Consider the following 2989-nt stretch of genomic DNA (forward strand, 5'->3'; position numbering starts at 1 on the left):
CCAAGATACCGAGCGAGAGGTATCGGGAAGCGAAATAGCAACGACTGATCTGCCCAGCCTATTAGGCACTGCAACACCAGTTGTAACTTCAAGCAACACCAGTGACCCAGCTAACATGTCAGTATTTGAAGACTTCAAAGCAATGTTCGAGCAGGTATTAGAGTTTATGCAATATCAACACGCCGGATACGAAATTAAGGCACTTCATAAGGTTGGTTACTCAAAACTGCACCGCAAAAAAACAGGTAAAGCGCCAAGACAAGCGGCGATAGCGCACTTGCGCAACCCGACAACGCTTGAATCATATACCTTGATCGAAATTGATTTAAGTGACTATGCTGAAAAAAAGCCGCTCTCCACTTTACTATTTAAGTATGATTGTCTTGATGAGGCGCGTAGCAGAGTTGACGCCATTCTTTCTGCGCTTGTTGCCAAGTCACTTAGCTGGCCCAGAGACTATCTTAAAGCTAATAAAATAAGGTCTAAATATATAAATCACCCAACCGGATTCAATGCAAACACTTCAAAATCTGATACTGAATTAATAGACAGATGGACGACAGTTACGATAAACACCTTTAGTAAAATTGATAAACAAAATTAAACTAAGGGGAAATAAATGGAACGAATTGATGACCTTGAGAAAGCCAAGGAGAAGGCTCTAACTGACATGAATACTTTTCTATCTAGTGTTCGAAGGCTTTGTACCGAAAATGCCTCAAGCCTTGAGGACGGCTTATCAAAACTAAGAATTATTCGATCTTCCATTTATGAAAACCTTAATCAAATTCAGCATGAGTACCTAATACTTCAAGGTTTAGTGTGGCTCAATTCAAATGGTCACATCCCAGCAAAAACCCAATGGTACTGGAACCCCCGTCAAACTGGGGATTCCACTGAACCAGATTTGCGCGGCACACTCAATGGGAAAATAATTATATCAGCTGAAGCAACAACTTCAGAAAAGCCGCAAGGAGTAATTGATAAGCGTATGAAAAATACCATGGCAAAGCTCAATGAAATGGAAGGTGAAAAATTCTATTTCGTTAAAACCGACGCAATGGAGACAAGGGCAAATACAAAAATGAGGAATAATAACTGGCAAATTTCGATAATAAAGCTTTAACGCTAACAACCTCATAAAAATAGTAACCACATAACATTGAACGACATAATTACCCAATACCTTGTTCCGACTAAACTGATAAAACGATTACTCTTGAGGCATGTTCCAGTGGCTGATACAGACAAACAAAGGCATGAGTTCGCTGCGGATGAACAATTAGATGTACTGGCTCTTTCTTACGATGTTGAGCGAGAAAGTGAGTCTGCCGTAGTTGCGCAAGAGTTGCTGAAAAAATGGCAAACGCACTTTAATGAAATTGGCAAACGATATCAGTGACGGTTTTGATGCGGTTGGCGATATCCACTTCCCTATAGAGGCGTCATCCAACTTAAATGTACCGGATATTTTTATCGTTGCCCGGCTGGTACAAGCCATATTGAACAATAAAACGGTAAACGTAACCTATACCTCGTTATCTAGCGGCACGGGCGAAAGAGAGTTGGTGCCACACGCTATTGTCGATAACGGCCTGCGCTGGCATGTCAGAGCTTATGACAGAAAAAGCCAAAGCTTTCGTGATTTTGTGCTGACTCGTATCAGCAAAGTCACTATCATGGAAACATCGGAAGAGATAGAGTTAGCAGTAGAAGATGCTGATTGGCAAAAAGTAATTCCATTAGTATTGGTGCCGCATCCAAAGAATATCGAACATCCATTGGCTATTGCGCTGGATTACGGCATGGAAAACGGCCAGTTAGTGTTAAACGTCCGCGCTGCCATGGCAGGTTATCTGTTACGGCGCTGGAATGTAGATTACACAGAACAAGCAGCTTTGCGAGGCCCTGAATACCAGTTGTGGTTACAAAACAGGCTGGCGTTAAACAAGGTGAGCAATTTAGCAATAGCGCCGGGATATAAGGATATGATTCTTGAGCGACATTAAATTATTTAAGTTAGGCCAAAACTCAGTTACTGAGCTGTTCAGTAAAGCGGCAAAGCTAGAAAAAGACTTACAACAACTGCTTGAGCAGCAAATGGATACCTTTCTTGGTATTTCATTTCTTGCATCAGAATTTACTACCTCTAACGGGGGGCGCATCGACTCTCTGGGGCTTGATGAAAACCGCTGCCCAGTAATAATCGAATACAAACGCCACACAAACGAAAATGTCATCAATCAGGGGTTATTTTATTACGACTGGTTACTTGATCATAAAGCCGAGTTTCAGTTATTGGTAATGAAAGTCATAGGTATTGAGGCCGCAGAAGAGATCGAGTGGGACGGTGCCCGATTAGTTTGTATAGCCAGTGACTTTAACAAGTACGACGAACACGCCATCAAGCAGATTGATAAAAATATTGAGCTTATGCGTTATAAGTTTTTTGGCGAAGATCTGCTGATGCTTGAACTCGTTAATACACAATCAACTAAAGCACATCAACCAAAAGCAAGCACTAAGGTCTCAAATGCAAAACTGTCAGCTCAAGACAAAAACCACCAACTTGCTCTGAATAGCTCAAGCGACAATTTATTAAAAATTTACAATGAGATATGTGACTTCTGCGAGTCTCTCGGCGATGATTCTCAGCGCAAAGAGCTTAAACATTATACAGCTTATAAACGCATTAAAAATTTCGCCAGCTTTCATGTCTTACCTCATAAAAAAGATGAACGAATTTTGATGTATCTAAAAGTTAATCTAAGCGCCATAACACTTGAGGATGGTTTTACCCACAACGTAACTAACAAAGGGCACTGGGGTACAGGCAACTTAGAGGTCGTCATTCGAAATCAACAAGATATTGAAAAAGCAAAGCCTTTAATTCAGCAAAGCTTTGAAAATAATTAAAAAGGAAGTCATACCAACATGGTAGAACAACATAAAAAAGCATTAGAAAAACAACTTTGGAATATTGCCAATT

4 protein-coding genes and 1 pseudogene are annotated in these 2989 nt (G+C 40.6%); all 5 read left to right on the top strand.

The window, feature by feature from the left end; genetic code table 11:
• A partial coding sequence (locus NWQ57_RS00315; RefSeq protein WP_306019908.1) for a Tn7-like element transposition protein TnsE occupies window positions 1-604 on the top strand: 604 nt, incomplete at its 5' end.
• Window positions 605-619: 15 nt separating this feature from the next.
• Window positions 620-1126 (top strand): hypothetical protein, encoded by a 507-nt coding sequence (locus NWQ57_RS00320; RefSeq protein ID WP_306019909.1) that lies wholly within the window; start codon window positions 620-622, stop codon window positions 1124-1126.
• Window positions 1127-1234: 108 nt separating this feature from the next.
• On the top strand, window positions 1235-1402 hold the full coding sequence (locus tag NWQ57_RS00325) for a hypothetical protein (RefSeq protein WP_306019910.1): 168 nt from the start codon (window positions 1235-1237) through the stop codon (window positions 1400-1402).
• Window positions 1368-2009 (top strand): annotated as a pseudogene (locus NWQ57_RS00330) (WYL domain-containing protein); the annotation flags it as partial. The gene NWQ57_RS00325 and the pseudogene NWQ57_RS00330, both read left to right, overlap by 35 nt.
• On the top strand, window positions 1996-2916 hold the full coding sequence (locus NWQ57_RS00335) for a DUF5655 domain-containing protein (protein ID WP_306019911.1): 921 nt from the start codon (window positions 1996-1998) through the stop codon (window positions 2914-2916). The pseudogene NWQ57_RS00330 and the gene NWQ57_RS00335, both read left to right, overlap by 14 nt.
• Window positions 2917-2989 lie beyond the last annotated feature (73 nt).

Origin of the sequence: Paraglaciecola sp., from assembly GCF_030730205.1 — a bacterium.
Lineage (GTDB): Bacteria > Pseudomonadota > Gammaproteobacteria > Enterobacterales > Alteromonadaceae > Paraglaciecola.

Excerpts from the sequence above, each read along its gene's own strand:
- NWQ57_RS00320 (WP_306019909.1), top strand. The coding sequence starts at position 620 with ATGGAACGAATTGATGACCTTGAGAAAGCCAAGGAGAAGGCTCTAACT.